This window comes from Aquitalea sp. ASV11 (genome assembly GCF_016429185.1).
Taxonomy (GTDB): Bacteria; Pseudomonadota; Gammaproteobacteria; order Burkholderiales; family Chromobacteriaceae; genus Aquitalea; species Aquitalea pelogenes.
The window spans coordinates 32,781-58,950 of record NZ_JAELUD010000021.1 but is presented as its reverse complement, the minus strand read 5'-3'; the positions used below and the strand labels follow the sequence as shown (position 1 = coordinate 58,950).

Below are 26,170 nucleotides of genomic sequence, written 5' to 3'. Positions count from 1 at the left end.
GAGCAAGATGAACGAGATTTCGCTGTCCACCAAGGAACAGCACAACGCCACCACGGCCATTTCGCAAAGCACCGAACGCATCAACAACCGCATCATCGACAGCGACCAGTCCTTGCAGGGCGTGCACAGCACACTGTCCACCCTGAATGACGCCGCCTCGAAAATGCGCGAAATGTTCAGCCGCTTCAAGGTGTAAACCCGCACCACACGGGCTGGCCACTCTCCGGCCAGCCCCTTCCTTCATTCCCCGTACATAGCCTTGCTGCGGGCACCCGGACACCATGCACATGGTGCATGCCACCAATTCAACCCCTCTCTGGACCTTCCCAGCCTGACTGGTGAATAACAAACTCATTGCCATAAAATGCCAATGGTATTATTAATTACCAGTTATTGATGCAAATCGGCATTCCACACTACTTGCAAGGGGTAAATCATGAGTCAGTCCAATGGCGAACAAACCATCACCGCAGGCAGCTGGACAAATATCGGCACCGGTCCGCTCACCATTCAGCTGCTGACGCTCAGTGGCAGCGCTACCGTGATCGTTTCGGATACCCAGCCGGCCAGCGGGGCTGTGGGATCTGTGCTGTCTCAGGCCAGGCCCATTATCCAGGTGAACACTGCTCAGGCCGTATGGGTGCAGGCGGCGGCCAGTTTTGACAATCCCTCTGGCAGCATCGCCATCGATGTCATGCTGGGCACCCCGCTGGTGGCTATTTCCAATCTGGCCAGTGGCATTGCCCAGGTTTCCAGCCGCGACCCATCCGGCAATGCCAATGGAATTGCGGGCAATCCGTTTTATAACATCAACGTGGAGGCCGGTACCGCCTGGAATTATGTAGCTACCAGCGGTGGCATCAGCACGGCAAGCAGCGTGGTTCTGGCAGCCGCCGACATCAATGGCCGCTGCAGTTATCTGCGCAAACTGCAGCTGATCAATACCGGCAGCACTGCCACCGAGGTATATGTGGCTAATGGCAGCAGTGCCATCTGGCGCTGCAAGCTGCCTGCCAACATGAATACTCCGGCCATCCTGAGTTTTGATGATGGTGAGCTGATCAGCACAACCAATACCGCGCTCAATTTCTATGTCGTCACCGCCGGGGCGGCGGTTTACGTCAATGCCCAGGGCTTCATGAAATGAGCAATGCCCTCAATGCACTGGCGCAACTGGCAGCAGCCCTGCCAGTACCGGCAGCCTATAACCCGGCAACGGTACCGCAATCGTTTGCTGCTGCCATCAAGGCTGGCAATTTCCAGCGCACCGACAGTTATCTGTTTGGCAGCAACACCACCGCCACCGACCCGAAACAGATACGGATTGCCGACCTTTCCACGCTGGCAAAATACTTCAAGCCATACAAACCCGGCACCGGTTTGTACACCATCAACTACGAAATTGAACGCTATCAGCCCTTCAATGCGAGCAACCATGCCATCAGGGACAACGGCCTGGCCTTGACAGCCACCTTGCCAACCCTGCCCTGGCCGGTGCTGAGCAAACCCCTGGCTCAGGCCCCCAATGGCTCGAACCAGCTTTACCTGAATGATGTCAGCGGTATCAACCTCGGGCAGGTGGCTGCATGTGCCAACTTCGGGGGACTGCTGTTTGTCACGGCGGTGGATACCGTCAACAACATCGTCACGCTGTGGGGCAGCAACCCGGCAACAGGTGCCGCACCGGTCATCAACAATCTCAATCCGGCCTATACCACGGTGGATTTCCTGCCGATTTATGTCGCCACCATTTCCAGCGTCAACTCCGCCGGTTCACTCACCCTGACCTGCCTGCCAACCGCGGCGGGCGGCACTGCTCCATGGCCGTTCCCGGCCCAAATCGTCCCCGGCATGCAGGTAACGGCCTATGGTTCAAGCGCCTTCGGACAACCCATTATCCAGTCGGTGAATGCCAGTAGCGGTGTCATCAGTCTGGCCAGCCCCATCGGCATTGCCTATTCGGCAGGCATGCGGGTGCTGTGCATGCCGCCACTCAATGCCGGACAGATTTGGTCGCACAAGAATTACTGGGCTGGGGCCAATGCATTGCAAAAATCCGTGGCGATTGAGGTGCTGGCCATCATGCCGCGTGCCCAGGGTTGCTGGCCCGCCGCCTGGCTGTATGGTGATGGCACGGTAGTTCGCCCGGCACTGACCGGCTCGGAAATCGACATCATGGAGATGTACTGCGCCAGCTTTTCCCCAAAATTACCCGGGGTACTGATCCAGACCACGCACAGCCCATCCGGTGCGGCGCAAGTGCATAGTGTTGCCACCGGCAACGGAACTTGGCTGACTGCCAGTTACTGGCGTCCACCAGCATCGGTCATTGATGGAAACCCGCATCGCTTCCAGATGATCTGGAACGGCAGTGCCGTGTATTACTTCGTCGACGATGCGTTTGTTTGTGCCGACCTGGGCATGGCAAGCTGGACAGGCCAGCCAGCGACCATAGGCTGCAATCTGGCAGTCGGCTCGGTGCAAGGCAGCAGCATGCAGATGGGCCTGTATCCGGCGCATACCCCCATCAGCGGCGTGATTGACAGCTTCATCATCCAGCAAATCAACGCCTGGACTCTGTAATACCGGCCCGGCCCCACACTTGCTGGGCCGGTTTACACCGCAGCCCCTGAATTGATAAGGGCGACGCGGAGACTGCGCATGATTGTTCAGGCTCAAATCACATCCGGGTCGATGAACAGGCTGGAGCCATCGCTAAAGCGCGACAGGCGGAAGGGATGGGCGTCCACCACCGGCGTGGTGTCGCACAGCAAGTCGGCAGCCAGTTGCCCCGCACCCGGCCCGATGCCAAAGCCATGACCGCTAAACCCTGCCGCCAGTACCAGGCCGGGCAAAGCTTCCACCCTGGAAATCACCGGGACCAGATCCGGCGTCAGGTCGATGCGCCCGGCCCAGCTGGCGGCCATTTCCACTCCGGCAAGTTGTGGCCGGCCATGGCGGAAGTGCGCCAGTGCCTTGCTGGTGATGGCCGGATCGGGAAGCGGGTTGTAGATGCGTTCCTGCTCGAATACCGTCGGCACACCGGCAGCAGGCAGCTGCTGCCAGCGTCGCTGTTGCTGAAAACTGTGCCAGCCCAAGCCAAGACGAATATTGCGCCAGTTACGCAGCAATAACGGCGTGAAGCGACCAAGATAACGGAAGCTGTCCGGGCCAACTTCATGCTGCTCGCCTTCCAGCAGGGTGACGGTATAACCGCCATCCAGCCGGCGGCGCAGGCAGACATCGGCACTGCACAGGGTGCCGGGCACCACTTCCGGCGCGGGCGTGGTGCGCAACACCGTGGCGCGGACATTCAGCTGCGGCAACACCACGCCATGCTGGCGCAGCAGCAGTGAGGACCAGGCACCACCTGCCAACAACACGCGCGGCGCACGCACGATGCCGTGCTCGGTTTCCACCCCCTGTACCCGGCCCAGCTCCAGCAGCAGGCGGCGCACTGCGGTTTGCTGATGCAGGGTCACCCCCAGGCGGCGCGCCTCACGCGCCAGGGCCGGTACGGCGACGCCGGGTTCCGCCCGGGCATCATCCGGGGTGTGCAGGCCACCCAGCCATGGGCCATTAACGCTGGGCAGGGCGGCTTCGGCAGCAGCAGCATCCAGCTCGTCCACATGGATACCGGCAGCACGGCCATTGACCGCCCAGCGGCGCCAGCGCGCCAGCACGGCAGGGTCACGCGTCAGGCTGAGCAAGCCGGTACGCCGGAAACCCAGGTCGGTATCCAGCTGTTGCTGCCAGGCATCCCACAGCGACAGGCTGTGCACGATCAGGGGTAATTCGCGCCGGTCGCGGCCTTGCTGGCGCACCCAGCCCCAGTTGCGGCTGGATTGCTCGGCCGCTACCAGGCCCTTTTCCAGCAAGGCCACTTTCAGGCCACGCCGGGCCAGCTGCAAGGCAGCACTCACCCCGACCACACCGGCACCGATGATGACTACATCGGCACTGACGGGGAGCGGGTCGTTTTCTTCCACCCAGCTGAAGGGTTGGCGCAGGATGTCTGCAAAGGGTTGAGCGTTCATATTGTTTATCCACTTGATTCGGTAGTAAGGCGACCGGCCTGCATGTGGACGGCACGATCGCACAGGTGATCGATCACATCACCATCATGGCTGACCAGCAGCATGGACAAGTTTTGTTGCTGTTTCAGTCTGGTCAGCAGGTTGAGGATTTCCGCCTGTACCGACATATCCAGCGCCGAGGTGGGTTCATCCAGCAGCAACAGCCGCGGCTGCAGCAGCAAGGCACGCACGATGGCAATACGCTGGCGCTGGCCGCCGGAAATCTGGTGCGGATAGCGCGTGGCGATGTCCGGCTCCAGCCCCACGTCCTGCAAGGCCGCATCCACGCGTGCCGCGATATCCTGCTCGCCCAGCAACTGCAATGGCTCGCTCAGGGTACGCCGCAAGCGATGGCGCGGGTGCAAGGAGGCGTAAGGGTCCTGGAACACCATCTGCACATCGCGCCGCAACTGGCCGGCAAAACGATGTCCGGGTCGCAGTTTAGAGCCAAACATGGACATGACACCATGCCAGTGCGGGTTCAAACCAGCCAAGGCCCACAACAGGGAAGACTTGCCGCAGCCGGAAGCGCCAATCAGGCCGAAACACTCGCCCTGCCTTACTTCCAGATTGACATCGTGCACCACCTGACGGCTGTTTCTGCCTGCCTGGTGACTGACGCCAAACCCCTGTAAACGGATGATGGTTTGCTGTGTCATGCCAGCGTCTCCAGCCATTGCCGGTCAAATACCGGCAGCACCGTGCCGTGACTGTGCTTGCCGGGGCGGCAGGCCCACAGCGTACGGGTATAAGGGTGGGTAGCCTGCGGTAAATCCGCTGCTGCCAGTTGGTCCACCAGTCGCCCCTGATACATCACCAGCGCGCGCTGGCAATGCTGCGCCACCAACGGCAAGTCATGGCTGATCAGCAGCAGGCCACTGCCCTGCTCGGCCACCAGTCGCAACATCAGCGCCAGCATCTGCTCCCGTAGGGCGGCATCCAGTGCCGAGGTGGGTTCGTCGGCAATCAGCAAGGCCGGCTCGGTAATCAGGGCCATGGCCAGCATCACCCGCTGGCCCATGCCGCCGGATAGCTGATGCGGCAAGGCATGTTGCAGGCGGGCCGGGTCGGGCAGGCCGACTGCATCCAGCATGTGCAGCACCTTGTCGCGCCTTTCCCGCGCCGACAGGCGGCTATGCAGCAACAAGGGTTCCTCCAGCTGAGAGCCAATGCGCAAAGCCGGGTTCAGCGCGTATTTGGGGTCTTGCAGCACCATGGCAATCTGCCGCCCCCGCAGGCTGCGCCACTGTTTTTCATCCAGCGACAGTACATCCTGCCCGGCAAAGGACAAGCGCTGTGCCTGCAACTGGCAGGACGGCGCCAGCAAACCCATCAGCGCACGTGCAGTCAGCGACTTGCCGGAGCCGGACTCACCTACCAGCGCCACGCACTCGGTGCCCATGGCAAAGGAAATGCCTTTTACCAACTGGCGTTGCGGCTGCTGGCGCAAGGAAATGGTCAGCCCCTCTACATCCAGCAAGCACGGCTTTTGTTGATCAGGCGGCATGGCGCGGGTCCATTCTGTCACGCAGGCCATCGCCCAGCAGATTGAATGCCAGGCTGGTGAGCAGGATGGCACCACCCGGTGCCGCTGCCACCCACCACTGGTCAAAAATCACCTTGCTGCCTTCTGCCACCATCGCACCCCATTCGGCCATCGGCGGTTTCACCCCCATGCCGAGAAAACCCAGCCCGGCTGCTGCCAGAATGATGCCCCCCAGGTTCAGTGCAGTGCGCACGATGGCACCGGGCAGGCATAGCGGCAGGATATGCCCCACCATCAGCCGCCAGCCCTTGATGCCCTGCATGTGGGCGGCAGCCAGGTAGTCGCTGCGCCGCAGACTGAGGGTTTCGGCACGCGCCTGCCGGGCGAAACCGGGCCAGCTGGTCAGCGACAGCGCCAGCGCACCATTGAGCAGGCCCGGCCCCATGATGGCGACAAAGGCCAGCGCAATCACCAGGCTGGGCAAGGCCAGAAAGGCGTCGGTAAGCCGCATCAGCAGCACCTCCAGCCAGCCGCCTCGATAGCCGGCAGTAATGCCCACCAGCAGCCCCAGGGGCACGGTAAGCAGCAGGATGAGCGCCACCAGCAGCAAGGTGGGCCGGGTGCCGAACAGCACCCGCGACAACAGGTCGCGGCCGAAGCCGTCGGTTCCCAGCCAGTGACTGGACGATGGCGGCTGCAAACGCTCGCTGATGTTTTGCAGGTTCGGGTCCCAGGGGGTCAGCCAGGGCGCCAGTACCGCCAGCACGATGATGCCGCTGATGATGGCGCTGCCCAGCGTGAAAGCATTGGTTTTGGACAACAATGACATGATGATTTATCGCGATGAGGGGTGAGCGATGTCGGCCTGACGGCTGCGCGGGTCCAGCAGCAACACCAGACTGTCCGCCAGCATGTTCAGCAGCACGAAGCTGCTGCCTATCACCAGCGTGGACCCAAGTATGGCAGCCACATCCGAGGCAAACAGCGCCGTGGTCAGGTAGCGGCCTATACCCGGCCAGGCAAACACGGTTTCGGTGAGCACCGCACCTTCCAGCAGGCTGCTGTAAGACAAGGCCAGCACCGTTACCAGCGTGCCGCTGACATTGGGCAGCACATGCCGCCACAGGATGCGCCAGCGCCCCGCACCCTTGGCGCGCGCCAGCGTGACGTACTCCTTGCCGCACTCTTCCAGCAATGCCGCCCGCAACAAGCGCGTGATACCCGCCATGGAAAGCATGGCCAGCAGCAGCACGGGCAGCCACAGGTGCGAGACGGCATTGCGCAATATTTCGGCATCGCCACTGCGCCAGCTGTCCAGCAGGATGAAGCCGCTGCGCTCATTCAGGCTGTACAGGTAAGCATCATCCAGCTGGCCCGGCCCGCCGGCCCAATGCAGGCGCGCATAAAACAGCAGCAGACCCAGCAGCCCCAGCCAGAACACCGGCACCGAATAACCGAGCAAGGAAAAACAGCGCACCAGATTGTCCAGCCAGCCGCCGGGCTTCAGTGCCGACAGCAGGGCCAGCGCCACGCCGCACACCGAAGCCACGACGATGGCATAGGTCGCCAGCTCCAGCGTAGCCGGAAAGGCGCGCGCCAGATCGCTGGCCACCGCTTGGGCGGTGGTGCTGGAAATGCCCAGATCGCCATGCAGCAAGCGCAGCAGATAGCGGCCCAGTTGCAGCGGCAAGGGCTGGTCCAGCCCCAGCTCATGACTGACCTGGGCATAAGTCTGCTGACTGGCATGGTCGCCAGCCACCTGCAACACCGGGTCGATGGGCGCCATGCGCGACAGGAAAAAGGTCAGCGTCAGCAACACCAGCAGGGTCAGCAGCATGGTCAGCAACTTGCGCGCCAGGCCCCACAGCGGGCCAAACAGCAGACGCTCAAACATGTTGCGCATTACTTGCTGACCTTGTCGTAAAACACCATGTCCGGGTTTACACCCTGCACATAGCCTTTCAGGTTGCTGCGCACGGCAATCAGGCTGCGGGCCTGCAGGCCGATCACAAACGGCGAGGACTTCTGTACCGTCTTTTGCAACTTCTGATAGGCGGCGGCGCGGCTGGCCGGGTCGGCAATATCAATAGCCGCCAGTGTTTGCCGGTTCAGCTCCGGAATATGCCAGCCGGCACGCCAGGCCAGGGTCTTGCTGCCGTTTTCCGGGTTATAGGCAAAGGCCGAGGCATTGGTATGCGGGTCGAAATAATCCGGCCCCCACGATGTCAGCACCGCATCGTAATCCTGAGCCTTCACCTTGGTGGATACCTGTGCGCTGATGCCCGGCAGCAGCTCCACCTTCACCCCGCCCTTGGCAAAGCTGGCCTGCAAGGCCTGGGCGATGTCCAGATAAGGCGGCTGGTTGTTCACCGACAATTTCAGCGTGACATTGCTCAGCCCGGCCCGGGCCAGGATGGCGCGCGCCTTGTCCGGGTCGTAACGGTAAGGCTGGTCTTTCAACACCCCCGGATAGCCATCGGGCAGGAAGGACTGATGCACCTGGAACTGGCCTTGCAGCAGCTGATTGGCAATCTTCTGGTAATCGAACAGCCAGCGCGCAGCCTCCCAGAATGCCGGATTACCCAGCGCCGGAGAGGCCTTGCTGTTGATCTGCAGGAAATACAGGGACGCATAAGGAATGGCCAGCGGCTTCACGCCGGGTTTGCCTGCCAGACCTGCCAGCTGGTCCGCTCCCAGATTGCGTGCGATGTCGGCATCGCCCTGCTCCAGCAACAGGCGGCGTGCTGCGGCATCCGGCACGTTCTTGATGACAATGCTTTTGAGCTTTGGCACGCCGCGTGGTGAAGCAGGGTTGGCATCCAGCACCAGTGCCTCGTGCGGCACATAGCTGCGAATGCGGAAAGGGCCGCTACCGGCGGAATGACTGCCCAGCCACTGATGGCCCAGGTCATTGTCCTGCTGATGTGCCAGCGCCTCCTTGCTGTCCACAATGGAAGCTACCGGGGCAGACAGCAGACGCAAGACAAAGTCGGCACTGGCGTCCAGTGTCCAGCTCAGCTGTACGGTCTGGCTATCCACGCGCCGGATCAGGCTGTCCACGTTCTGCGCCGTCCAGCCCAGCTGGCTCAGGATGAAGGATGGTTCCTGGTTCAGTTTCACCACCCGCGCCAGTGAAAACACCACGTCGTCTGCGGTGAGCGCATTACCCGAGGCAAAGCGCGCCTTGGGGTTGAGTTTGAAAATCAGGCTGCGCTTGTCCTTGCCAACCTGCCAGGAAAGCGCCAGGTCCGGTTTAAGTCGCTGCGGGTTTTGCACATCGGCCTGTACCAGACGCTGGTACAGATTATTGAAAGCCTGCACCGTAGTCAGCTCAAAACCCTGGGCCGGGTCAAAACTGGAGGTATCATCAATAGACTGGGCAATAACCAGGGTATTGGCCGGCGTTGTGGCCAGCGCCGGATAGCAGAATGCTGTCAGGCTGGCCAGCAGCGGCATGGAGTACGAGATTTTTTTCATTTGCTTTATTTATCTGCCAGTAATCAGCCAGATATTAAACAAAGCATTGGCAACCACTAAATCAGAATTTCTGCTATGCAAATCAGCAAGAAATCAAACAAATTTACTCACCGCATTTAACGATTTTTTACCTGAACCACCCTCCTCCGATAATGGCATTCCTGTCACTCGCAATACCGTCCGGTTCAGGAAAATCTGCATTGCTTATACATAAATGGATTTTGGAAAAAACCCGTCAAATCAAATAATGGGTATCCAATTCAAGGAGGATCAAGCATGCAAAAGCAGATTGCGCTTGCCATATTGACCGGGCTGACGCTGTGCCAGCTGGCCAATGCCGGCACCCCGAAAAATGTCCTGGTGGTGGCACAGTCCATTGACGACCTGGCCAGCCTGGACCCGGCCGAAGGTTTCGAATTCAGCAGCGTACAGTCATTCAACAGCCTGTATCAGCGTCTGGTGCAATCCAACCGCAGCAACCCGGCCAATATCGAAGCGGCGCTGGCCAGTCACTGGGTGGCCGGCAAGGACGGACAGTCCCTGCAATTCACCCTAAAGCCGGGAGCACGCTTTGCCAGCGGCAACCCGGTCCGGCCGGAAGATGTCATCTTCTCGCTGTCACGGGCAGTCAAGCTGAACAAATCCCCGGCCTTCATCCTGAATGAACTGGGTTGGAAAGCCGAAAATGTCGATGGATTCCTGAAAAAGACCGGCAACAACCAAGTGGAACTGTCCTGGCCCGCCAAGGTGGGCCCCAGCTTTGCGCTGAGCATTCTCTCGGCCCCGATTGCCTCCATCGTGGATGCGAAAACCGTGCAGGCCAACGAACAGAATGGCGATGCCGGCAATGGCTGGCTGAAATCCCACTCGGCCGGCAGCGGCAGCTTCCAGCTGCGCGAATACAAGCCGCATGAAGCACTGGTGCTGGATGCAAATCCCCGCTCCCCGGCCGGTGCGCCACTGCTCAAGACGGTGATTTTCAAGAATGTGCCGGATGCCGCCGCCCGCCGCCTGCAACTGGAACAGGGTGATGCCGACATTGCCCGCGACCTGAGCGCGGACCAGATTGCCGCCCTGAGTGGCAAAACAGGGGTGAAGGTACAGGTTTTCCCGTCCGCCGCACTGTATTACGTCGCTTTCAATACGGTCAGCCCCAGCAACAGCAGCCTGAAGAACCCGGCCGTATGGGAAGCGGCACGCTGGCTGATCGACTACGACGGTGTGGCCAACAAGCTGCTGCGCGGGCAATTCAAGGTGCATCAGTCCTTCCTGCCCAGTGGTTTCCTTGGCGCACTGAAAGACCAGCCCTACCGCTTTGACCCGGCCCGTGCCAAGGCCATTCTGGCCAAGGCCGGCATCAAGGACCTCACCATCAAGCTGGATACCTTCAATCAGCCGCCCTACGCCGACATTGCCCAATCCTTGCAGGCCAGCTTTGCCCAGGCAGGCATACGGCTTGAACTGCAACCGGCCATTGGCAGCCAGGTATACGCCAAGGTGCGTGCCCGCAGCCACGAAGGTGTGCTGCTGAGCTGGACACCGGACTACTTCGACCCGCATTCCAATGCCAGTGCCTTTGCCATCAACCGCGACGACGGCACCAAAACCCTGGCCTGGCGCAATGGCTGGGTGATTCCGGCGCTGAGCGACAAGACCGACCAGGCAGTACAGGAAACCAGACCGGCCAAACGGGTGGCCTTGTACAGTGCGCTGCAAAAGGACATCCAGAAGAACTCGCCGTTTGTGCTGGCCTTCCAGGCGAGCCAGCAAGTGGTGTTGCGCAGCAATGTGCAAGGCTTCTTGCAGGGCCTGAATGCCGACCAGGTGTATTTCGACAAGGTCAGCAAGTAACTGGCTGACGCTGGCCATCAAGAAAAAACGCAGTGCACAAATGCACTGCGTTTTTTATTTGACACCCGCTAGTAAACCAGAATCAGGCTGCCCCCAGATAGGCATTCTGCACCGCGGCATCATGCATCAGCTGCTGTGCGGGGCCAGACAGGGCAATCCGGCCGTGTTCCAGCACATAGGCATCGTCAGCAATGCGCAGGGCCGAACGCGCATTCTGCTCCACCAGCACCACCGTCACCCCGTGCTGGCGAATGGTGTCAATCACCCGGAAGATCTGCTGCACAAACTGCGGTGCCAGCCCCAGCGAAGGTTCGTCCAGAATCAGCAGCCGCGGCCTGGCCATCAGTGCCCGGCCTATGCACAGCATTTGCTGTTCGCCACCGGACAGGGTGCCGGCCAGCTGTTTGCTGCGTTGCTGCAGGATGGGAAAGATGTCATGTACAAAGGCCAGCTCCTGCTGCCAGTCCCGCTGCGCCCCGGCACCCAGTTGCAGGTTCTCCCTTACTGTCATATTGGAAAAAATCTGCCGCCCTTCCGGCGCATGCGACAGGCCGCTTTGCACGATGCGGTGGGCAGGCTGGCCGTGGATGGCGGCACCGTCAAACCGTATGCTGCCCTGCTCCAGCGGATAGATACCGGAAATGGCGCGCAACAGCGTGGTTTTGCCCGCGCCATTGGCACCCAGAATGGTGACAATGCGCTGCGGCTCCACAGTGAGGGAAACCTCACGCAGAATCGGCACCCCGCCCAGCGTCACGCTGATGTTTTCAACTTCCAGCAATGCCATCAGGCCTCCTCGCTGCCAAGATAGGATGTAATCACCGCCGGGTCGCGCATCACCTGCTCCGGGCTGCCTTCGGCCAGCAAGCGGCCGGATGACAGCACCAGCACACGGTCGCAGATTTTCTTCACCAGGCTCAGGTCATGTTCCACCAGCAACAGGCTCAAGCCTTCCTGGCTTAACTGGCGCAGAAAGTCAGCCAGCGCAGCGGTTTCGCTGTCATTCAGCCCGGCCGCCGGTTCGTCCAGAATCAGCAAGCCCGGTTGCAAGGCCAGGGCGCGGGCGATTTCCAGATACTTGCGCTTGCCATAGGACAGATTGGCCGCCAGCTCGAACGCCAGCCCGTCCAGCCCGGTCCGGCGCAGCGCCGCCCAGGTGGCCGCACTCACCGCTTGGGCGCTGTGCTGCTTGCGGCCCCACAGTGCGCGCCAGCCAAAGCGTTGCTGGCTGAGTGCACCAATGCTGACATTGTCAAACACCGTCATGCCGGGAAACACCCGCAGGTTCTGGAAGGTCCGCGCAATGCCCTGCCGGGCGATTTGCGGCACCGGCAGGCCGTCGATGCGCTGTCCGGCATAATGGACCTCACCCCAACTTGGCCGCGAAAAGCCGGTAATCACGTTGAACAAGGACGTTTTGCCCGCGCCATTCGGCCCGATCAGCCCGGTAATGCCGCCAATGGGCAAGCTCAGTGAAATGTCCTCCAGCGCATGCACACCGCCATAACGCAGTGTCAGCTGTTTCAGTTCCAGCAAGGTTTCGCTCATGACTGCTCCAGCGCTTTGAGATGGCTGCGGAACACCCGCAATGCCGAGTATTCGCCAATCAGCCCCTTGGGCAGGAACATGATGAAGCCGAACATGATGGAGCCCACCACCAGCATGCGGTAATCACCCAGGCTGCGCAGCAGCTCCGGCAACAGGGTGAGCAACAAGGCCCCCATGATGGCACCGGGCAAGCTGCCCAGCCCGCCAATCACCACCATGGCCAGAATGGTGATGGATTCGCTGAAGCGGAAATCGCCCGGCGACACATAGCGGGTGGAGTGCGCCCACAGTGCACCGGCCAGACCGGCAATGAAGCAACCCAGCACCATCACCTGGATTTTCAGCCGCGCCGGGTCCAGCCCCATGGCGGCCACGCACTGCTCGTCCTCACGCAAGGCACGCAGCGCATTGCCGTAGTAGGAATGGATGGTCCGTTCCAGCAGCAGATAGCACAGCAGGAACACCAGCATCACCAGCCCCAGGTTGATGGCCGGGCTGGCCGTACTGAGCGGGGCGATGTCGGTAATGCCCATCGGGCCACGGGTAAAATCCACCCAGTTAAGCAAGGTGACATACACCGCCTGGCCTATGCCCAACGTGGCCACGGCAAAGTGGACATTCACCAGCCGCCGCGTCAGCCAGGCAGTGAGTCCGCCCAGCAGCGCCGCCGCCAGCCCGGCCAGCGGCAGGGTAAGCCAGGGCGAAAACTGGTACTGGCTGGACAGCAAGGCGGCGGTATAAGCCCCCACGCCGTAAAAGGCCGCATGGCCCAGCGTCATCATGCCGGCCACGCCGGTAATCAGGTTGGCACTGGCCGCCAGCAGACCGAACACCAGCGCCATGCTGGCCAGCCGGTACAGGTAGCTGGCATCCAGCCAGCCCAGCAGCAGCCACAAGACGGCCAGCAGCAATACCGGCCTTGTTGAACGGGACAGACTAGACACGTTCCACCTTCTTTCCGAACAAGCCGCGCGGGAAGTACAACAGGGTGATGAGCAACAGGCCGTAGCTGATCAGCTCGGACCAGCCCTGCGACACGAAGTCGGTGGACAGTGCTTCACACAGCCCCAGCACGATGGCACTGATGACGGCACCGGGGATGGAATCCAGCCCGCCCATCACCATGGCGACAAAGGCCTTGATGCCGGGCGAAAAACCCATCTGCGGGAAAATATTGCCCGAATACAAACCCACCACAATGCCGGACACCGCGCCCATCAGCGAGCCGATGGCAAAGGTGGCAATGATGATGTGATTGACATTGATGCCCACGTGCAAGGCACCCAGCCGGTTGTTGGACACCGCGCGGATGGACAGGCCCAGCCGGGTACGGAACAGCAACCATTGCAGCAGCACAAACATCAGCAAGGCCGTGACGAAAATCAGCACCTGCCCGCTGGCAATGCTCAAGGGCCCCAGCTGGATGGGCGTCATCAGCAGATAGGCTTGCGGAATGGACTGCATGTCGGCACCGACATAAAGCTGCATCAGCTCGCGGGTGATGATGGAAATGGCCAGCGAGGACAGCAAGGTTGCCTCGCGTAGCGCCTTGGACTTGAGCGAGGCCTCGTCATTGAAGCGGCGGAATGGCCGGAAGGCCACCCGCTCCAGCAACACGCCCAGCACCAGTCCGGCAGCAGCCACCAGCAGCAGCACGGCAAACGCCGGCGGGGCCAGCACCTGAATGGCCAGCAGCCCGGCAAACGCCCCCAGCATGTAGATTTCGCCATGGGCGAAATTCACCACATTGAGCACGCCGAAAATCAGCGTGAAACCGATGGCAATCAGCGCATACACCAGCCCCTGCGCCAGCCCGTTCAGTAGCTGCTGCACCAGGAAAACATCAAAAAAATCCAGCATGTGCATTCTCGTGCGGGCCGTGAATCAATTGGCTACCGAAGTGAAGTCGCCATTGCGGATTTGCAGGCGCGACAGGTTCTTGGACGGCTCGCGGGTTACCGGGTCAAAGGTGGTGTTGCCGGTTACGCCGGGGAAATCCTTGGTGGCGGCCAGTGCATTGCGTACGGCCTCACGGCTGGCCTTTTCACCACCGGCCTTGGCAATGGCATTGAGCATGATGCGGGTGGCGTCATAGGCCTGACCGGCAAACATGGACGGCTCCACGTGGTAACGCGCCTGGTAAGCCTTGACGAAGGCCTGCACGTTAGGCTCCTTGCTGCTGGCGGTAAAGGTGGTGGAAATCTTCACCCCTTCCGCTGCCGGGCCAGCCAGCTGGATCAGCTTTTTCTCGTACATCGAGGACGAGCCATATACCGGCACATTGAAGCCCAGTTGCTGCTTTTGCTGCAGCAAGGCCGCACCGTCTTCATACATCAGTGCGAGATAAATGGCATCCGGGTGGGTACGGGCCACCTTGGTCAGGATAGCGCGAAAATCGCGGGTACCCGGGTTGAAGCTTTCCAGAGCGGTGACTTCACCACCGGCATCCTTGAAGGATTTGGCAAAGTTCTTGCTGGCGGTCTGGCCCCAGTCGTTCTGGATGCTGATGACGGCCACTTTCCTGATATTGTTCTGGCTGATCCAGCGGGCGTTATACGGCCCTTCGAATGCCTCGGTGATGATATTGCGGAATTGCCAGGGGCTGATCTTGACGAAATCCGGGTGCGAAGCGGTTTGCGACAGCTGGGCCAGATGGGTTTCGGCATAGACCTTGCCCGCGGCAATGGAAACCGTGGAGGAGAAATCGCCGATTACCCCGACAATGGAATTGTCGTCGGAAAACTTGTGGGCAATCGACACGCCTTCCAGCGCATCGCCCTTGCTGTCGGCAAACTTGATGACTACCGGTGCCGCTTTGTGCGTCTGATTATATTCATCCAGTGCCAGATTGGCGGCATTACGAAACTGGTTGCCATACTGGGCATATTCACCGGTCAATGGTGCCTGATAGCCAATGGCAACCGGGGCGGCAAACGCGGACAGAGAAAGCGAGGAAAAAGCGGCAACAATCAGTGCCTTGTGAAATTGACTGGCGGCAAACATGAGTAATCCTTGGCTGACATTGATGGCAATGAATTGGCAAAAAACAGGCTGCCATGATGCAAACAATGGCAGCCGCAGGGTTATTGCCGCCAATCTAGCACTGCCTTTGCAACCGCTGATTTCCCATTCTTCACATGCTTATCATTAATTCATGCTTGACAGCACGTACCAGCCAGATAACGCGATAAATCAATTAAAAAACAGCGCTTAGTGACAATAAAATTCCGCACTGAATGCCCATGGCGCAATATTGAATAATTGTCTTTATTTCAGATTTACTGTGCAGGAATTGATATTTGGCCAGCCAAAAAACCATGCTAGGGTGTGGGTTTTTGGCCATGGACGTTTTGCAGCATGACAAGCAGCACACAAGCACAGGGCCTGGCGGCTCTGGAAAGCCGAATCCGGCAAGACCTGGATTATCTTGGCCTGCCGGCCAAAAACTGGACCATTCCTGCCCGCCACCCGGAAGGTGAAGTCAAGGATGTGGTGATTGTCGGTGGCGGCATGTCCGGCCTGGCAGTGGCCGCCGCGCTGGCATTCAATGGCGTTGATGCCGAAATCTACGACCAGTCCCCCGCCGGACTGGAAGGCCCCTGGGCCACCACCGCCCGCATGATTACCCTGCGCTCGCCCAAGGAACTGCCCGGCCCTTGTCTTGGCATTCCCAGCCTCACCTTCCGCGCCTGGTACGAGGCGCAGCACGGCCTGGAAGGCTGGCAGCAACTGGACAAGATTCACCGCCTGAGCTGGGCGGAATACCTGCGCTGGTATCGCGATGTGCTGCAACTGAAGGTGCATAACCTGCAAAAACTGGTGGATGTGGAAGCGCGCGCCGATGGTGTGGTTGCCCTGTTTTTCCGCGACGATGCCAGCGGAGAAACGCGCCGTGTTCTGGCACGTCATGCGGTGCTGGCCACCGGCCGTGACGGTCTGGGCGGTGCCAGCCTGCCCGCCTGGGCAGCCCGCCTGCCACGCAGCCACTGGGTACATTCCGGCGATGACTGGGCAGGCGAAATGCTGCGCGGGCGCAATGTCACCGTGATTGGCGGTGGTTCCTCCGCCATGGATGCCGCCGCCACGGCACTGGAACACGGGGCCAGAAATGTTTCCCTGCTGATCCGCCGTCACGACCTGCCGCGCATCAACAAGAGCAAGGGCACGGTCAATCCCGGCATGGCGCATGGTTTCCGCTTGCTGTCGGACGAATGGAAATGGAAAGTCCGTCATTACCTGAACACCACCCAGGTGCCGCCACCGCACAGCAGCACCTTGCGCGTGTCCCAGCACCCCAATGCCAGCTTTCACTTCGGCATTCAGGTGGAAACCGCCCGGCTGGAGGATGACCGGGTTGTGCTCAGTACAAATCTGGGTGAAGTCACCACCGATTTCGTGATTTTCTGCACCGGCTTTTGCACCGACTGGGCACAGCGGCCGGAATATGCCCGCATCGCCGGCCATGTGCGGCTGTGGCAGGACCACTACCCCAGCCTGCCCGGCGCGCCCGATCGTGAGCTGGCAGGCTCGCCTTATCTGGGCAAGCTGTACCAGTTTCTGGAAAAACAGCCTGGCAGCCTGCCGGGACTGGAGCGGATTCATTGCTTCAACTACGCAGCGGCCCTGTCGCAGGGCGCCAGCGCCGGTGATATTCCGCAAGTCAGCGACGGCGCACAGCGCCTGGCTTCCGGCCTGATTGCCAGCTTGCTGGAAGAAGACATCGATCAGCACTATGCCCGACTGCAGCAATATGCCGAACCGGAGCTGTATGGCAATGAATGGCAAGCGGCCACCACACTGCCCCAGTCCTGAGCAAGCACCAGCGGCTGGCTGACCACGGCAATCATGAGTACGGGCAGACTCCTCAAGGATCTGCCTGCACTCTCCGCTCCTGCTGCGGCAGCGGCCTGATTCCGATGTCGCCCAGATACTTGCTCAAGGCCGCGCGCCATAGCTGCGGCTGGTGAAAGACAAAGTGCCCGTCCCCGGGAATGGGCGGCAACAGCAGCAACGTGGATTTACCCCCCGCACTGACAAAAGCATCCTGTGAGGCTTTGATGGTATTGGCGGAATAGCGGCTATCGTTTTCGGTAAAAACCAGCAAGGCCGGCACTTGTGCTGTTTTCCCCACCTCGGAAAAGCCATCAATCATCATCTGGTTACGATATTCCGGCCCGCCGCTGGCTGTCTTGTTCGTGGTGCGCCCGCCAGAAAAATTCACCACGCCGATCACCCCCGGCAGATTGATGCCGGCCAGATACATCGCACAATAACCACCGGCAGACTGCCCGGACAGGATAATCCGCCCGGGGTCGATTTCCTTTCTTGATTTCAGATAGTCGATGGCGGGGACAATATCTGCCGATTGCGCCTTGGCCTTGTAGAGTGGCGCGGCATCGTTGGTCGAGAAATGATTCTGCAATCCCCCTTCGGAAAGCCCCACGCCCTGGCGTGAGGGAAAGGCCACGGCAATGCCGTGATACAGAAACTCGCGCGCCACGATCATGTCGCGAAAGCGCTGCTTGTCCCGTACATGCGGGCTATCCAGATCCATGTCGCCATGGTTGAACACCAGCAGCGGAAACGGCCCCGTCCCATCCGGAAACAACAGCGTCATTTCCAGCTCGGCATGTCCCAGTACTGCAGGGACGGCATAGTGGACAATTTCCTCGTGCCAGGCTGGCAGCATGTCGCCATGACCTATGTACGCAGCCACCGCCGCGCCATCCAGCCAGCGGGCCACAAGGGCGGCAAACTCATCATCCAGTGCAGCAAGCACATGCTGGCTGCCTTTGCCGCATCCCGGCTTGAATTCGGTTTGCGGATAACGCGCCTGCACCAGTGCAAAGCCATTGAGCCGGGCCAGGTATTGGGCTTCCGGATAAGGGGCGGCATCACACTGCGCGCCAGGTGCATGAATCAGCAAGACCGGGTTTTTTATGCCATGCCAGTCTTTGGTTCTGGCCTTGAGAAAACCGCCACTGACCACGATGACGCCATGCACACCTTCAAGGCGGGAAACCACATCCAGCACCGGCACGGCCTCACCGGCAAACAAGCCAAGGCTGACCGGGACGCCCGGATATCTGGCCGCCAGATAATCCAGCACGGCCTGCAAATCGCGACGCAGTGACAAGGGTGGACGGTTCTCAGGCATATGGCCTGCAGCGTCGTCCGGCGTGTCGGCAAAGGCCACGGCAATGCCTTTTTGCTCAAGAACTGCGCTGGTCCGTATCCATGGCCCGTTCAGGTCTATGTGCGGCCCGCCTGCCGTACTTTTTATCGCAGGCTGACCATTGGGCGAAGGGTAAAGCACGATATGCCTGATTTTCCCGTCCTCTGGCAGGTGAATGGCCATATTCAGTTTCACCTTGCCAGCCTCGCTCTGGCGACCGGTGTCGACCGAAACCAGCTGCCACGCAACAGGCCGGGCATTGCCCGCCTGGCTTTCTGCCTGTGGCGTCATGGCGGCGGCAAGCAACACCGTCGCCATGAAAACCCTGCGCCAGGCCCGCTGCACCATCCTGTTGATGACTGCGCCATCTCGCCAAGCCGACCACACCATGCCCATACCTTATGCATTCAATGTCAGAAAAAAATGAAACCGTATTGCCAGCGCACCAGTGGTCGGCCAGACCGGCCCCAGCCCTTGCGACCAGCGGACCTGCCCTGCACATCAATACCGGCATGCCCGGCCACCCGCTGCGGCTACCGCGATGCAGACAGCTCGCGTCAGTCATATGGCATAGCATACCGCGATTGCCGTCCGGGCCGAACCCGGCATGAGCAAACCCGGCGGCAAGCTACCTGACAAATCGCAACCGCTTATTCACTTTTCTGATAATCATTGTGGAAATTATTGTTTATTGTGAATAAGCCTGGCTTGTTATAGTCCACCCATACCGCCGGATGGCGGGATGACAAACAAAACAACAGCCAGGAGTACATTGTGAAACGATTTGCCATTGCCGCCCTGCTCGCCTCCATTCTACCGGGCCTTGCCGCCGCCGAAGACCTGGCCAAGATCAAATCCGCCGGTGTCATCCGCGTGGGTACTGAAGGCACTTACGCCCCGTTTACCTATCACGATGCCAGCGGCAAGCTGGTGGGTTTTGATGTGGAAATTGCCCAGGCCGTAGCCGCCAGGCTGGGCGTGAAAGCCGAATTCATCGAAGGCAAATGGGACGGCCTGATTGCCGGCCTGGATGCCAACCGTTACGACGCCGTGGCCAACGAAGTGTCGATTACCGAAGCGCGCAAGGCCAAGTACGACTTCTCCAACGCCTACATCGCCTCCAAGGCCGCGCTGATCGTCAATGGCAACAGCCCGATCAAGAGCTTTTCCGACCTCAAGGGCAAGAAGTCCGCCAACACCCTGACCAGCAACTTCGGCAAGCTGGCGCAATCCTTCGGTGCAGAAGTCGTGCCGGTACAAGGCTTTAACGATTCGCTGGAGCTGCTGGCTTCCGGCCGCGTGGATGCCACCATCAACGACAGCCTGTCCTTCCTGGATTACAAGAAGCACCAGCCCAACTCCAAACTGCGCATTGCCGCCACCGAAAAGGACGCCGACTTCTCCGGCATCATTTTCCGCAAGGGCAACCCGCAGCTGCAGGCCGCCATCAACAAGGCGCTGGCTGACATCAAGGCTGACGGCAGCTATCAGAAAATTTCCTTCAAGTACTTTGGCGAAGACGTGTCGCACTAAGCGATACCAGCTCGTACGGCGTGCCAGCTTGCCCCGTTCTACGGGGCAAGTTTTTTTGCACAACACGAAAACAATAATGGAGTCAGCACATGCCTGAATGGTTGAAACTGATGGTGGAATCGCTGCCGCCGCTGCTGTATGCAGGGCTGGTGTTCACCGTACCGCTTACCCTGCTGTCCTTTGCCTTTGGCCTGTCGCTGGGCTTTGTCACCGCGCTGGTGCGGCTGTATGGCCCCAAGCCACTGGCGGACGGCTTCCGCTTTTATGTGTGGCTGATCCGCGGCACCCCCTTGCTGGTGCAGCTGTTCCTGATTTTTTACGGCCTGCCCAAGGCCGGCATCGTGTTCGACCCGCTGCCGGCAGCCGTTATCGGCTTTTCGCTGAATGTGGGTGCCTACACCTCGGAAGTCATCCGCGCCGCCCTGCTGGCGGTACCGCGCGGCCAGTGGGAAGCCGCCTATTCCATCGGCCTGACCTGGGCCCAGGCCATGCGCCGCACCATCCTGCCGCAGGCCAGCCGCGTGGCCGTGCCGCCCCTGTCCAATACCTTCATCTCGCTGATCAAGGACACCTCGCTGGCAGCGGTGCTGACCGTGCCGGAAATTTTCCAGGCCGCGCAGCGCATTGCCTCGGTCACCTATGAACCGCTGATCCTGTATACCGAAACCGCGCTGATCTACCTTGCGTTCAGCTCCGTGCTGTCCGCCGGCCAGCAAAAGCTGGAAGCCCGCTTTGGCCAGCACCTGCACCAGGCCCAGGAGACGAAATGATTCAACTGCACAATATCGACAAGCATTTTGGCAGCCAGCACGTGCTGAAGGACGTGTCGCTGCAAGTGGCACCTGGCCAGGTGACGGCGCTGATCGGCCCGTCCGGCAGCGGCAAGAGCACCCTGCTGCGCTGCATCAACCTGCTGGAAACCCCTAGCGCCGGGCAGATTACCCTGGGTGATGCCAGCCTGCAGTTTGGCCATGGCCATGCCCAGCCGGGCCGTCAGGACATTCATCGCCTGCGCCTGCAAACCGGCATGGTGTTCCAGAACTTCCAGCTGTTTCCGCACCGCACCGCGCTGGAAAACGTGATGGAAGGCCTGCTGGTGGTAAAGAAATGGCCGCGCGCCCAGGCTGAGTCGCGCGCCCGCGAGCTGCTGCAACAAGTAGGCATGGCGCACAAGGCCGATGCCTGGCCCGCCACCCTGTCCGGCGGCCAGCAGCAACGGGTGGCCATCGCCCGCGCCCTGGCCCAGTCCCCCGGCCTGCTGCTGTGTGACGAACCCACCTCGGCACTGGACCCGGAGCTGGCCAGCGAAGTGGTGGCGGTGCTGCGCCAACTGGCCGCCAACAGGATGACCATGCTGATTGCCACCCACGACCTGCGACTGGCCGCCACGCTGGCCGACACCGTGGTGTTTCTGGAAGATGGCCGCATCGTGGAGCAAGGCAGCAGCCGCCAGTTGTTTTTGCAGCCGCAAAACCCGCGTACCGCCAGCTATGTGTCCACGCTGAAGGAAGGCCTGCCGGAAGACTGGTAAAACCTGGCACCGCAGGTAAACAAGACAAAGGCGTCCGCCGTGAGGGGACGCCTTTGTTGCGGCTGACCAAGTGATTTGGTGCGCTTGTACCGGACCCGGCAAAGCCGGGCCTTTCGACTCACTGATTGATTCCGCAGCCTTCCCGTCTATTCCCTATCCCCCGGCCCTTTCCCTGAAAGGGAGCCTCGCTTTCTGTCCAGAAAGCGAGAAGAGCCTGGCTGGCATCAGGGCGCAGTGTCAGAACACCGGCACCACCGCACCCTGATAACGCTGGTCGATGAACTGGCGTACATCGTCGGTGGACAGCGCCGCCACCAGTTTTTTCAGCGCCGGGCTGCTGCGGTTGTCCTCGCGCGAGACGATGATATTGGCGTAGGGCGACTGGCTGCCTTCGCTGAACAGCGCATCACGCTTGGGTTTCAGCCCGCCTTGCAGCGCGTAGTTGGTATTGATCAGCGCAATGTCCACCTGGTCCAGCACGCGTGGCAGGGTGGCGGCTTCCAGTTCCTTGATCTTGAAATGGTGCGGGTTGCTGCTGATGTCACGCGCGCTGGCCAGGATGTTGGCCGGGTCCTTCAGGCTGATCAGGCCCTGCTTGTGCAGCAGCAGCAAGGCGCGGCCGGTATTGGACGGGTCGTTGGGAATGGCGATGGTGGCACCGTCCGGCAGCTCGCTGGTCTTGTGGTACTTGTGCGAGTACGCGCCGAACGGCTCCACATGGATGGCCGCCACGCTGACCAGCCGGGTGCCCTTGGACTTGTTGAAGCTATCCAGGAAAGGCTGGTGCTGGAAGTAGTTGGCATCGATTTCCTTGCCCGCCACTGCCAGGTTTTCCTGCAGGCCATTGCTGAACACCTTGACCTTCAGATCAATGCCTTGCTTGGCCAGCGCCGGTTTTACATGCTCCAGGATCTCGGCGTGTGGTACGGCTTCGGCACCGATGGTCAGCACTTCAGCGTGAGCGGTGAGGCTGGTGGCCAGGCCGAACAGTGCCAGCCAAAGGGTTGCGCGTTTCATGCATATTCTCCTGCGGAGGTGGGAAGGGAAGCTGCCTGCAATGCTTGCGGGGAAAGCAGGTCGGCATGGTGCCGGACGGCTACCTTGGGATGGGAGCGCAGCCGTCCTTTGAGATAATTGTCACCAATACGGTAAAACAGCGGGTTGTCCGGGTCGGCCTCCGGGCCGCGTGCTTCGGCGGCCAGCGGTGCCGTCAATTGCAGCAGCGGAATGGTGGCATCCAGCCGCGGGCCGAGGAAAAAGGCCACCGACAAGCGGTCCTTGCCTTCTGGCGGGCTCAGCACACGATGCACATTGGCTCGCAGATAACCGTCCGATGCCATTTCCAGCGATTCACCGATATTGACGATGAAACTGCCCGGCAATGACGGGGCATCAATCCAGCCCTGTTCGGTTTCCACTTGCAGGCCGTCCTGGCTATCGTCTTGCAGCAACAGGGTGAGGAAGCCGCCGTCCTTGTGCGGCCCCACGCCCTGCCCGGCTGCGCCTTGCTGGCTGCCCGGATAACGGATGATTTTCAGATGCTCAACCGGGGCTTCGACAAAGGCATCGTCGAAAATATCGACCGGCTGCTGCAGGGCTTCGGCAAAGGCACGCAACAGGCGGATGGAAAGACGGGTGGTTTCCTGCTGCCAGTCCAGCAGCACCGGCTTGAGTTGCGGCAAGGCTGTCGGCCATTGATTGGGGCCTTGCAGACGCCACCATGGCCCCTGTGCGGCCAGGTCGGGTCGCGGGGGACGCTCGGCACCGATATCCAGTTGTTCGCGCCAGTCGGCAGCACCACGGGTACGCTCTTCACCGGCACGGGTATAGCCACGAAAATGCGGCGAGTTTTCCATGTCGATGGCCAGTTTGTCCTCTTCCGGCAGGGCAAAGAAGGCGCGTGCGGCCTGGCGTAGTGCCGTCACCTTGTCAGCGGCGATACCATGGCCGACCAGATAAAAGAAACCGTGGTCGCGTGCTGCGCCACGCAGTTGTTGCAGCAGTTGCTGACGTTGTTCGGCGCTGCCATCGAGCAGGCTGAAATCGATGACAGGCAGGGCAAGAGGGCTTGGCATGACAACTCCGTAAAGCGGCACCACCGGGGTGCCGGGAAGCTTCACGATATGCCATGCCAATGCCTGTGCGAACCAAGAAAAACTGATTTGAATATCAAGCCGTCAGCGCGGCTGACAAGGGCGGTGCCTGCCTGAACAACGGCGTGCCGGTGCCGCCCGGACAAGCAGGATGAATGGTGGCGCAAAGCCGCACAGCGGTGTTGTCTGCGCCAAACTGTGACAGTAACAGCCTGCCCTCAGGCTGCCTCGACACTGCCACCCAGATAGAACTGGTGTACGTCTTCACGCGCAGCCAGCTCGGCCGAACTACCCGACAGTGCCACATGGCCGTTTTCCAGCAGATAGGCCTGATGGCTGTAGTGCAAGGCCAGGTTGGCATTCTGCTCGGCCAGCAAAAAGCTCACCCCTTCCTGCCGGTTCAGCGCCTGCAGTATCTCGAAGATTTCCTCGACGATTTTCGGTGCCAGCCCCATGGATGGCTCATCCAGCAACACCAGCCGTGGTGCAGCCATCAGTGCGCGGCCAATGGCCACCATCTGCTGCTCTCCGCCCGAGGTATAGCCTGCCTGCGAGCGACGACGCTCTTTCAGCCGCGGGAAATACTGGTAGATGCGTTCCAGGTCCTGCTGCAAGGCAGCGCGGCTGGGCTTGCGCACAAAGGCACCGGTCAGCAGGTTTTCTTCCACGCTCAGGTGGGCAAAGCAATGCCGCCCTTCCAGCACCTGCACCAGCCCGCGCTGCACCAGCTCATGCGGGGCGGTATGGCTGACATCCTGCCCGGCATAGACAATGCGCCCTTGCTGCAGGCAGCCGCGCTCGGCTGCCACCAGGCCGGCAATGGCCTTGAGGGTGCTGCTCTTGCCTGCCCCATTTGCCCCCAGCAAGGCCACGATCTGCCCCTCGTCCACCTGCAAGGAAACACTGCCCACGGCCAGAATGGCCTGGTTGTACACCACCTGAATGCCTTCCACCTGTAGTAAGGGCTGGCTCATGATTCAACTCCGCAATCCGTCAAAAACCGGGTGACAAAAACCCGGCGCAGCAAGCCGCGCCGGGCGTGGACAGGCTCAGGCCATCACGATTCCTTGCTGCAATCGCGCGGGGTGATGCCCTTTTCCTTGGCGTACTTGTGCGAGGAGTCCTCGATGATGGGGCGCAGCAGCTTGCGGTCGGCCTGTACCCACGGCGAAATCACCTTCCACTGCTGGCCGTCCCACTGCTGGAAGCGCACCGCACCGCCGCCTTCGTGGTCGGCGCAACTCAGTTGCAAGGGTTGCAACAGGCCCAGCGCGCCCACTTCCTTCAGCCTCTTGTCGTCAAAGTGCAGGTGCTCGAAGCCCCAGCGCACCTGCTCGCCGGTCAGCGGTTTCTTGCCGAACTTGGCCTGCGCCAGGCGCACGGCTTCCACGTTCAGGATGCCGTTGACCACGCCAAGGTTGTAATACACCGTGCCAAAGCGCTTGGCATCGGCCAGATTGCCCTTGCCGGCATCCAGCACGGTTTTCTTGATGCCTTGCAACACCGGGAACTGGGTGCCGGACGGGTGGGTGGTGATGGAGATGAAACCCTTGGCAGCGGCACCGGCCGGGGCGGCGTCTTCTTCCGAGTTGCTCCAGATATTGCCGATGATGTGGTCTGCCGGATAACCGGTTTTCTGCGCGGTTTTCAGTGCCACCGGGTTCATCACGCCCCAGCCGCGCAGAATCACCCAGTCCGGTTTTTGCTGGCGGATGGTCAGCCACTGCGACTGCTGCTCGTTACCCGGATGCGGCACTTCCAGCGACACCAGCTGGAAGCCGTATTTCTTCGACAGCAGCTCCAGGATGGGGTTGGTTTCCTTGCCATAGGGCGAGCCGTGGTAGAGCACGGCAATCTTCTTGCCCTTCAGCTTGGCAAGGCCGCCGGATTTCTGGCCGATGTAGTTGATGATGGCCGACACCTCGGAGTACGGGTTCAGCTGCAGCGGGAACACATAAGGAAACACGCTGCCGTCGGTGGAGTCGGTACGGCCATGGTTGATGGTGATCAGCGGCAGCTTGTCGGCGGTGGAGCGCTCCAGCGTGGCATAGGCAATGCCCACCGACAGCGGGTTGGTGGCGGCAGCCGGCGCGCCGTTCAGGCCTTTTTTCAGGCGCTCGTAGCACTCCACCCCTTTTTCCACCACGTATTCGGTTTCGCACTCGCTCCAGCTGAGCTTGACGCCGTTGACGCCGCCTTCCTTGATATTCACGTATTGCAGGTAATCGATAAAGCCGCCGAAAAAGCCGGTGCCGCCAGCCGCATACGGCCCCACGCGGTAGCTTTGCAGCGGGAAATACTGCTCGCCGCCTGCCTGTGCCGTGGCCGATGCTGCCGCCAGGCCCAATGCCAGTACGACCGCCCCTTTCAGTGTGTGCAGATGATTTTTCATTATGGGTA

At 60.6% G+C, this 26,170-nt stretch carries 24 protein-coding genes and 1 pseudogene; 9 read left to right on the top strand and 16 right to left on the bottom strand.

Annotated features, from left to right (window positions below):
• From JHD62_RS09245 to JHD62_RS09235, 3 genes and pseudogenes are all read left to right on the top strand, one after another.
• Positions 1–196, top strand: a pseudogene (locus JHD62_RS09245) (methyl-accepting chemotaxis protein); the annotation flags it as partial.
• 240 nt (positions 197–436) lie between these two features.
• On the top strand, positions 437–1,147 hold the full coding sequence (locus tag JHD62_RS09240) for a hypothetical protein (RefSeq protein WP_199102644.1): 711 nt from the start codon (positions 437–439) through the stop codon (positions 1,145–1,147).
• Positions 1,144–2,583, top strand: a complete 1,440-nt coding sequence (locus JHD62_RS09235) for a family 16 glycosylhydrolase (protein ID WP_199102643.1) — start codon at positions 1,144–1,146, stop codon at positions 2,581–2,583. The genes JHD62_RS09240 and JHD62_RS09235 overlap by 4 nt, the downstream gene beginning before the upstream one ends.
• A 92-nt stretch (positions 2,584–2,675) precedes the next feature.
• On the opposite strand, the gene JHD62_RS09230 is transcribed toward JHD62_RS09235, so the two are convergent.
• From JHD62_RS09230 to JHD62_RS09205, 6 genes are read right to left on the bottom strand one after another with little or no spacing between them, the layout of a single operon-like run.
• Positions 2,676–4,037 (bottom strand): FAD-binding oxidoreductase, encoded by a 1,362-nt coding sequence (locus JHD62_RS09230; protein WP_199102642.1) that lies wholly within the window; start codon positions 4,035–4,037, stop codon positions 2,676–2,678.
• A 5-nt stretch (positions 4,038–4,042) separates the two neighbouring features.
• Complete coding sequence (locus JHD62_RS09225) at positions 4,043–4,735, bottom strand: ABC transporter ATP-binding protein (RefSeq protein WP_199102641.1); 693 nt, start codon at positions 4,733–4,735, stop codon at positions 4,043–4,045.
• Positions 4,732–5,583 (bottom strand): ABC transporter ATP-binding protein, encoded by an 852-nt coding sequence (locus JHD62_RS09220; RefSeq protein ID WP_199102640.1) that lies wholly within the window; start codon positions 5,581–5,583, stop codon positions 4,732–4,734. The genes JHD62_RS09225 and JHD62_RS09220 overlap by 4 nt, the downstream gene beginning before the upstream one ends.
• Positions 5,573–6,391, bottom strand: a complete 819-nt coding sequence (locus JHD62_RS09215) for an ABC transporter permease (RefSeq protein ID WP_199102639.1) — start codon at positions 6,389–6,391, stop codon at positions 5,573–5,575. The genes JHD62_RS09220 and JHD62_RS09215 overlap by 11 nt, the downstream gene beginning before the upstream one ends.
• A gap of 6 nt (positions 6,392–6,397) precedes the next feature.
• Positions 6,398–7,465: an ABC transporter permease gene (locus JHD62_RS09210; protein WP_199102638.1), complete on the bottom strand. Its 1,068-nt coding sequence runs from the start codon at positions 7,463–7,465 to the stop codon at positions 6,398–6,400.
• The gene (locus tag JHD62_RS09205; RefSeq protein WP_199102637.1) at positions 7,465–9,039 is read right to left on the bottom strand and encodes an ABC transporter substrate-binding protein; all 1,575 of its coding nucleotides are present in this window, start codon (positions 9,037–9,039) and stop codon (positions 7,465–7,467) included. The genes JHD62_RS09210 and JHD62_RS09205 overlap by 1 nt, the downstream gene beginning before the upstream one ends.
• Positions 9,040–9,315: 276 nt before the next feature.
• Here JHD62_RS09205 and JHD62_RS09200 point away from each other — a divergent pair, with 276 nt between their 5' ends.
• Entirely contained in the window at positions 9,316–10,890 is a 1,575-nt protein-coding gene (locus JHD62_RS09200) for an ABC transporter substrate-binding protein (protein ID WP_199102636.1), read from the top strand.
• Between the two features lie 82 nt (positions 10,891–10,972).
• Here the strand turns inward: JHD62_RS09200 and JHD62_RS09195 are convergent, their stop codons facing one another.
• Genes JHD62_RS09195 through JHD62_RS09175 form a run of 5 tightly spaced genes read right to left on the bottom strand, consistent with a single transcriptional unit; the run spans position 10,973 to position 15,441 of the window.
• Positions 10,973–11,671: an ABC transporter ATP-binding protein gene (locus tag JHD62_RS09195; protein WP_370541048.1), complete on the bottom strand. Its 699-nt coding sequence runs from the start codon at positions 11,669–11,671 to the stop codon at positions 10,973–10,975.
• Positions 11,672–11,676: 5 nt separating this feature from the next.
• Positions 11,677–12,438, bottom strand: coding sequence for an ABC transporter ATP-binding protein (locus tag JHD62_RS09190; RefSeq protein ID WP_199102647.1), 762 nt, complete (start codon positions 12,436–12,438; stop codon positions 11,677–11,679).
• Positions 12,435–13,382 carry a branched-chain amino acid ABC transporter permease gene (locus JHD62_RS09185; RefSeq protein ID WP_199102635.1) on the bottom strand — a complete coding sequence of 316 codons (948 nt, stop codon included), beginning with the start codon at positions 13,380–13,382 and terminating at the stop codon, positions 12,435–12,437. The genes JHD62_RS09190 and JHD62_RS09185 overlap by 4 nt, the downstream gene beginning before the upstream one ends.
• Positions 13,375–14,298 (bottom strand): branched-chain amino acid ABC transporter permease, encoded by a 924-nt coding sequence (locus tag JHD62_RS09180; RefSeq protein WP_199102634.1) that lies wholly within the window; start codon positions 14,296–14,298, stop codon positions 13,375–13,377. Before JHD62_RS09180 ends, JHD62_RS09185 begins: the two co-directional genes overlap by 8 nt.
• Positions 14,299–14,322: 24 nt before the next feature.
• Positions 14,323–15,441, bottom strand: a complete 1,119-nt coding sequence (locus JHD62_RS09175) for an ABC transporter substrate-binding protein (RefSeq protein ID WP_199102633.1) — start codon at positions 15,439–15,441, stop codon at positions 14,323–14,325.
• Between JHD62_RS09175 and JHD62_RS09170 the strand changes: the two genes are divergently transcribed.
• Complete coding sequence (locus JHD62_RS09170; protein WP_199102632.1) at positions 15,440–15,589, top strand: hypothetical protein; 150 nt, start codon at positions 15,440–15,442, stop codon at positions 15,587–15,589. The genes JHD62_RS09175 and JHD62_RS09170 overlap by 2 nt on opposite strands.
• 206 nt (positions 15,590–15,795) lie before the next feature.
• Positions 15,796–17,250 carry a SidA/IucD/PvdA family monooxygenase gene (locus JHD62_RS09165; protein WP_199102631.1) on the top strand — a complete coding sequence of 485 codons (1,455 nt, stop codon included), beginning with the start codon at positions 15,796–15,798 and terminating at the stop codon, positions 17,248–17,250.
• A 52-nt stretch (positions 17,251–17,302) separates the two neighbouring features.
• On the opposite strand, the gene JHD62_RS09160 is transcribed toward JHD62_RS09165, so the two are convergent.
• Entirely contained in the window at positions 17,303–19,003 is a 1,701-nt protein-coding gene (locus JHD62_RS09160; protein ID WP_199102630.1) for a dienelactone hydrolase family protein, read from the bottom strand.
• A gap of 384 nt (positions 19,004–19,387) precedes the next feature.
• On the opposite strand from JHD62_RS09160, the gene JHD62_RS09155 reads away from it, so the two are divergent.
• The 3 genes from JHD62_RS09155 to JHD62_RS09145 all read left to right on the top strand — a co-directional run bounded on the left by JHD62_RS09155 (position 19,388) and on the right by JHD62_RS09145 (position 21,677).
• On the top strand, positions 19,388–20,146 hold the full coding sequence (locus JHD62_RS09155) for an amino acid ABC transporter substrate-binding protein (RefSeq protein WP_370541047.1): 759 nt from the start codon (positions 19,388–19,390) through the stop codon (positions 20,144–20,146).
• A gap of 89 nt (positions 20,147–20,235) precedes the next feature.
• On the top strand, positions 20,236–20,916 hold the full coding sequence (locus tag JHD62_RS09150; RefSeq protein ID WP_199102629.1) for an amino acid ABC transporter permease: 681 nt from the start codon (positions 20,236–20,238) through the stop codon (positions 20,914–20,916).
• Positions 20,913–21,677, top strand: coding sequence for an amino acid ABC transporter ATP-binding protein (locus JHD62_RS09145; protein WP_199102628.1), 765 nt, complete (start codon positions 20,913–20,915; stop codon positions 21,675–21,677). The genes JHD62_RS09150 and JHD62_RS09145 overlap by 4 nt, the downstream gene beginning before the upstream one ends.
• 237 nt (positions 21,678–21,914) lie before the next feature.
• Here the strand turns inward: JHD62_RS09145 and JHD62_RS09140 are convergent, their stop codons facing one another.
• The 4 genes from JHD62_RS09140 to JHD62_RS09125 all read right to left on the bottom strand — a co-directional run bounded on the left by JHD62_RS09140 (position 21,915) and on the right by JHD62_RS09125 (position 26,162).
• Positions 21,915–22,694: a MetQ/NlpA family ABC transporter substrate-binding protein gene (locus JHD62_RS09140; RefSeq protein ID WP_045848234.1), complete on the bottom strand. Its 780-nt coding sequence runs from the start codon at positions 22,692–22,694 to the stop codon at positions 21,915–21,917.
• A complete protein-coding gene (locus tag JHD62_RS09135) occupies positions 22,691–23,752 on the bottom strand; it encodes an isopenicillin N synthase family oxygenase (RefSeq protein ID WP_199102627.1) in 1,062 nt (353 codons plus the stop codon). Before JHD62_RS09135 ends, JHD62_RS09140 begins: the two co-directional genes overlap by 4 nt.
• Before the next feature lie 236 nt (positions 23,753–23,988).
• Positions 23,989–24,744: an ABC transporter ATP-binding protein gene (locus JHD62_RS09130; RefSeq protein WP_045848236.1), complete on the bottom strand. Its 756-nt coding sequence runs from the start codon at positions 24,742–24,744 to the stop codon at positions 23,989–23,991.
• Between the two features lie 83 nt (positions 24,745–24,827).
• Positions 24,828–26,162 carry an ABC transporter substrate-binding protein gene (locus JHD62_RS09125; RefSeq protein ID WP_178973246.1) on the bottom strand — a complete coding sequence of 445 codons (1,335 nt, stop codon included), beginning with the start codon at positions 26,160–26,162 and terminating at the stop codon, positions 24,828–24,830.
• Positions 26,163–26,170 lie beyond the last annotated feature (8 nt).